4 protein-coding genes and 1 pseudogene are annotated in these 5,783 nt (G+C 69.9%); 2 read left to right on the forward strand and 3 right to left on the reverse strand.

Annotation, left to right across the window (positions count from 1 at the left end):
* Positions 1-186 (reverse strand): annotated as a pseudogene (locus tag AN233_RS17985) (GNAT family N-acetyltransferase); the annotation flags it as partial.
* A gap of 155 nt (positions 187-341) precedes the next feature.
* On the opposite strand from AN233_RS17985, the gene AN233_RS08190 reads away from it, so the two are divergent.
* A complete protein-coding gene (locus tag AN233_RS08190) occupies positions 342-1,046 on the forward strand; it encodes a helix-turn-helix domain-containing protein (protein WP_058366304.1) in 705 nt (234 codons plus the stop codon).
* Positions 1,047-1,074: 28 nt separating this feature from the next.
* Here the strand turns inward: AN233_RS08190 and engB are convergent, their stop codons facing one another.
* Positions 1,075-1,698, reverse strand: a complete 624-nt coding sequence (gene engB, locus AN233_RS08195) for a GTP-binding protein EngB (RefSeq protein ID WP_058366305.1) — start codon at positions 1,696-1,698, stop codon at positions 1,075-1,077.
* 200 nt (positions 1,699-1,898) lie between these two features.
* Positions 1,899-3,359: a nickel pincer cofactor biosynthesis protein LarC gene (gene larC / locus AN233_RS08200; protein ID WP_058366306.1), complete on the reverse strand. Its 1,461-nt coding sequence runs from the start codon at positions 3,357-3,359 to the stop codon at positions 1,899-1,901.
* Between the two features lie 269 nt (positions 3,360-3,628).
* Between larC and AN233_RS16415 the strand changes: the two genes are divergently transcribed.
* The coding region (locus AN233_RS16415) for a CDC48 family AAA ATPase (RefSeq protein WP_094192414.1) at positions 3,629-5,783 on the forward strand (2,155 nt) is incomplete at its 3' end.

Consider the following 5,783-nt stretch of genomic DNA (forward strand, 5'->3'; position numbering starts at 1 on the left):
CTCGTCGGAGGCGCGGCAGCGGTCGACCCACGCGAACCAGTCCTCGCGGTACTCGTCGGTCAGTTTCTCCGCGTAGACGGTCGCCTTCTCCTCGCCGCCGGTGTTCTCGCCGAGGCCGGTCTCGAAGGCGCGCTTGCACGCCCACAGGTCCGCGGCGTCCGCGTCCGCGTACGGTCGGATCTCCATGCGGCGCCTTTGCCGACCGCGGCCGTGAGGGTTGCGACTGCGGGGCGGCGGGCGGTGCGGTTCGGAACCGGGCGTCCGCGCTCGACTCCGGACTCGACAGGTGTCGTACCCACCTTTCGATACCCTTTTGCGGGTCTCGGACGCACCGTGAGCCCATGAGCGAGACAGCCCGCGAGGAGCTCGCCCGGCGGATCGCCGGCGAGATCACCTTGAGCGACGACCCGGGAGCCACGCTGCGCAAGTGGCGAACGGACTTCGACGTGTCTCAGACGGAGCTGGCCGACCAGCTCGGGGTCTCCTCGTCGGTGATCTCCGACTATGAGAGCGGGCGCCGGGAGAGCCCCGGCATCGGCGTCGTCCGCCGGACCGTCGACGGCCTGCTCGACATCGACGAAGCCCGCGGCGGCGGCCGCCTGCGCCAGTACGCTCGCGTGCTCTCGGCGGGCTTCGAGAGCGACATCGTCCACGACCTCCGCGAGTACGCGACCGCGGTGCCGATGGACGAGTTCTACGAGGCGATGGGCGCGACCGAGATCGTCTCCGGCGACCGCGACCACGTGTACGGCCACACCGTGATCAACTCCATCCAGGCGATCACCCGCCTGTCCAGCGAGGAGTTCTACCGCCTGTACGGGCAGTCGACCAACCGCGCGCTGGTGTTCACCGGCGTCAGCCGCGGCGAGTCGCCGCTGGTCGCGATGCGCGTCGTCACCCCGACGCCGAACGCGGTCGTGCTCCACGGCATCGAGGAGGACGACCTGTGGCCTCACGCCGCGGATCTCGCCACCATCGACGGGTTCTCGCTGGCGGTCACGACACAGGACTTAGACGAGAGTCTGGAGACGCTGCGGGACTTATGAATCGGCCGCGGGCGGCCGGCCACTCCTCCTACTTTACGAACTGCAGCAAGTCGTCGCGCTTCGCCTCGTGGAAGCGGTTTCTGAGGCACTCGTTGAGCGCCTCGATGTCGCCGCGCTTGGCGCAGATCGGCGCGATCGCCTCGCCCTCCCACTGCTGCCACGGCGGGTAGAAGCCGAGGCGGTCGCAGATCGCGTCGAGGCGCTCGTCGCGGTCGTCGACCTTGTCCATCTTGTTGACGGCGACGACGGGGTCGATCCCCACGTCGCGGAGGAACGACACCATCTCGACGTCGTGGGGGACGTTGCCGCGCTCGGCGTGGCGGTCGATGATGTCCACCGCGCTCTTGCCGTCGACGACCACGACGCCCGCGAGGATGGCCTCGGCGTTCTCCTCGACGTACCGGACGATGTCCGTCTTGATCGCCTCGCGGCGCTCGTCCTCGACGCCGGACATGAAGCCGAAGCCGGGGAGGTCGGTGAACATGAAGTCCTGGCCCGTCCAGTCGTAGTGGTTGGGCTGCCGCGTCACCCCCGGCTTCCCGCCCGTGTCGAACGAGTGGCCCGTCAGCTCCCGCATCAGCGTCGACTTCCCGACGTTCGACCGCCCCACGAGGACGACCTCCGCGTCGCGGTCCGGTCGGTCTTCGAACATGGACGCCGTAGACGGTCGAGGCGGTTAAACGCCGCGTGTACGCGTCGCGGAACCCCCCTCGGCGCGCTCGCGCCCACGGGCACGGCACCGCGACCGCACCGCCAGGAGCTCCGCGAGTCGGTCTCGGCGCTCTCTCCTGATCGAAGCGGCGTCGGGTTCTCCGGCGGAGAGAACCCGTGGACCGTATCAGCGAATCCCGGTCAGTCCACGACCGCGTTCTCGGCGCGGCGCATGACCTCGCGGATCGGGAGGCCCGTCTCGCGGGCGACCGCGGCCGCGTCGTCGTACTCCGCGCTCCGGTCGTACACCTCGCCGTCGGCCGTCGACGCGACCTTCACCGCCACCTCGTGGGACTCGCCGTCGATGACCACTTCGGCCGTCTCGAACGCGCGCTCGGCGATCCAGCGGTGGCCGGCCGCGGACTCTCGGATCCCCAAGGTCCCCGTCTCGCGTGCGAGGCGTTCCGCGACCGCCGCGGCGTCGGACGGCTTACAGACCACCTTCACGAGGTGGCCCGGCCGGGACTTCTTCATCGTCGTCGGCAGCACCGTCACGTCGAGTGCACCCGCGTCCGCGAGCGTCTCCTGAAGCCCGCCGAGCACCTCCGGCGGCGCGTCGTCGAGGTTCGTCTCCAGTACCGCGACATCGTCGCGGACGAGTCCGCCGCCGTGTCGGCGCTGCTCGCGGTCGTCGTGGTCGTCGTGGTCGTCGTGGTCGTCGCGGTCGTCGTGGTCGTCGCGGTCGTCGTGGTCGTGGGCGTGATGGTGCCCGTGGTCGTCTTCGTGACCGTGGTCACGACCGTGGCCCCGATCCGCGTCCTCGGCGTCGCCTTCCTCGCCGCCGTCGGGGAGCGCCTCGCCGACGACCGCGCGGAGGACGTTCGGGTGGTCCGGGAACGACTTCCGCCCGGCGCCGTAGCCCGCCGCCTCGACGGTCGTCGCCGGAAGCTCCGCGACCGGCTCCGCGAGCGCGCCCAGGAGGGCGGCGCCGGTCGGCGTCAAAAGCTCCGACTCGACCGGCCCGCCGCGCAACGCGAGCCCGGAGCGCTCGGCGATCTCCACGACCGCGGGCGCGGGAACCGGGTAGACGCCGTGGCTCATCTCCACCTCGCCGCCGCCGACGGCGACCGGCCCGGTGACGACGCGGTCCGGGTCGAGGTCGTCGAGCAGGAGGCAGGCACCGACCACGTCCGCGAGCGCGTCGTCGGCCCCGACCTCGTGGAAGTGTGTCTCCGCGAGGTCCGTGCCGTGGACCGCGGCCTCGGCCTCGGCGAGCAGTTCGAAGACGGCGAGCGCGTCCTCCGCGACCCCAGTCGGGAGGTCCATCGCCTCGACCGCCTCGACCACCTCGGGGTAGGTGCGGTGGACCCCTGCACCCTCCGCATGCTGGTGGGTATGGTCGCCCTCGCCGTGGTCGTGCCGATGACCCGCTTCGCCGTGGTCGTGATGGTCGTGCGAGTGCCCGCCGTCGGTCTCGGCGAGCAGCACGTCCACCGTGGTCGCCCGGATGCCGTTCCTCGTCGTCTCACCCACCTCGTAGCGCACGGGGAGCGCGTCCTCGACGGGGTGGAGCACCCCGGGGTCGGCACCGGCCGCGATCAGCGCCGCGCAGATCATGTCGCCGGCCGCGCCGGTGCGACCGTCGAACGCGAGCGTCCTCATGCCCGAGAGTCGACGCGGCCGGGTAAAGAGCCTCCCGCTCGGGACTGGAGCCGATCCGCGGCCGGCTTCGCGGATCGCGAGGCGGGGTATGGGAGAAAAACCAACGGCAGCGACGGGGTTTTGTACCCGCGGGCAGTACCGTGCTACATGGTCACACGGACGTGGTCGTGCGGCGGCCGGGAATCGCCAGTCGAGCACCCGGTGTCCGGGGGGACAACAGACTTATCCCCGGACCGCGCGGACCTACGCAGTATCCCCGCGAGCCAATCATGAACGAAGTGCAACTCGAAGTGGCGAAGGCGTACCCGAACGATTCGGGTCGCGGTATCGCCCGCCTGGACCCCGACACGCTGCTCCACCTGAAGCTGTCGCCGGGCGACATCATCGAGATCGAGGGCGGCGAGACCACCGCCGCGAAGGTGTGGCGCGCCGACCGGCAGGACTGGAACACCGACACCGTCCGCGTCGACGGCTTCACCCGCCAGAACGCGGACGTGGGCATCGGCGAGCGCGTCACCATCCGGAAGGCGGAGGCCGAGACGGCCGACAAGCTCGTGCTGGCCCCGCCGGAGGAGGCGTCCGTCCAGTTCGGCTCCGACGCGGCCGGCATGGTCAAACGCCAGATCCTCAAGCGGCCGGTCGTCGAGCGCGACATCGTCCCCGTGATGTCCTCGACGAACCACCCCTTCATGCGCTCGCCCGGACAGGCGATCCCGCTGATCGCCGTCGAGACGGAGCCGGACGGCGTCTGCATGATCACGGAGGACACCGAGGTCGAGCTCCGCGAGGAGCCGATCTCCGGCTTCGAGAAGACCGGCGGCGGCATCACCTACGAGGACATCGGCGGGCTGCAAAACGAGATCCAGCGCGTCCGCGAGATGGTCGAGCTGCCGATGAAGCACCCGCAGATCTTCAAGAAGCTCGGCATCGAGCCGCCGCAGGGCGTCCTGCTCCACGGCCCGCCGGGTACCGGCAAGACGCTGCTGGCGAAGGCGGTCGCCAACGAGACCTCCGCCTCGTTCTTCTCCATCGCCGGGCCCGAGATCATCTCGAAGTACTACGGCGAGTCCGAACAGCAGCTCCGGGAGATCTTCGAGGACGCGAAGGACGAGTCGCCGTCGATCATCTTCATCGACGAGCTGGACTCCATCGCGCCCAAGCGCGAGGACGTGACCGGCGAGGTCGAGCGCCGCGTCGTCGCCCAGCTGCTGACGATGATGGACGGGCTGGAGACGCGCGGACAGGTCATCGTCATCGCGGCGACGAATCGCGTCGACTCCGTCGATCCCGCGCTCCGCCGCCCCGGCCGGTTCGACCGCGAGATCGAGATCGGCGTCCCCGACGAGGTCGGCCGCAAGGAGATCCTCCAGATCCACACCCGCGGCATGCCGCTGTCGGACGACGTCTCGCTCGACCGCCTCGCGGACGACACCCACGGCTTCGTCGGCGCGGACGTCGAGAGCCTGACGAAGGAGGCCGCGATGAAGGCGCTGCGGCGCTACCTCCCCGAGATCGATCTGGACGAGGAGGACATCCCGCCGAGCCTCATCGACCGCATGATCGTCAAGCGGGAGGACTTCGACGGCGCCTTGAACGAGGTCGAGCCCTCCGCGATGCGCGAGGTGCTCGTCGAACTCCCGAAGATCTCGTGGGACGACGTGGGCGGCCTGACCGAGGCGAAACAGGAGGTCCAGGAGTCCGTCGAGTGGCCGCTCACCTCGCCCGAGAAGTTCGACCGCATGGGCGTCGACGCGCCGAAGGGCGTCCTGCTGTACGGCCCGCCCGGGACCGGCAAGACGCTGATGGCGAAGGCGGTCGCCAACGAGACGAACGCCAACTTCATCTCCGTCAGGGGGCCACAGCTCCTCTCGAAGTGGGTCGGCGAGTCCGAGAAGGCGATCAGACAGACCTTCCGCAAGGCGCGGCAGGTCTCGCCGACGATCATCTTCTTCGACGAGCTGGACAGCCTCGCGCCCTCCCGCGGACAGGAGATGGGCAACAACGTCTCCGAACGCGTCGTCAACCAGCTCCTCACCGAGCTCGACGGGTTGGAGGAGATGGGTGACGTGATGGTGATCGGCGCCACCAACCGCCCGGACATGATCGACCCCGCCCTCCTCCGCTCCGGCCGGTTCGACCGCCTCGTCATGATCGGCCAGCCCGACGAGGAGGGCCGCGAGCGCATCCTCGAGATCCACACGCAGGACACGCCGCTCGCGCCCGACGTGAGCCTCCGCGAGGTCGCGGAGATCACCGACGGTTACGTTGGCTCCGACCTCGAGGGAATCGCTCGCGAGGCCGCCATCGAGGCGCTCCGCGACGACGACGACGCCGAGGAGGTCGAGATGAAGCACTTCCGGCGCGCCATGGAGTCGGTCCGGCCCACGATCAACGAGGACATCCTCCGCTACTACGACAACGTGG

The sequence above is a fragment of the Haloparvum sedimenti genome, assembly GCF_001462205.1.
GTDB classification, from domain to species: domain Archaea; phylum Halobacteriota; class Halobacteria; order Halobacteriales; family Haloferacaceae; genus Haloparvum; species Haloparvum sedimenti.

Coding starts and splice junctions, on each gene's coding strand:
- engB (WP_058366305.1), bottom strand. CDS start 1,698: ATGTTCGAAGACCGACCGGACCGCGACGCGGAGGTCGTCCTCGTGGGG.
- larC (WP_058366306.1), bottom strand. CDS start 3,359: ATGAGGACGCTCGCGTTCGACGGTCGCACCGGCGCGGCCGGCGACATG.
- AN233_RS08190 (WP_058366304.1), top strand. CDS start 342: ATGAGCGAGACAGCCCGCGAGGAGCTCGCCCGGCGGATCGCCGGCGAG.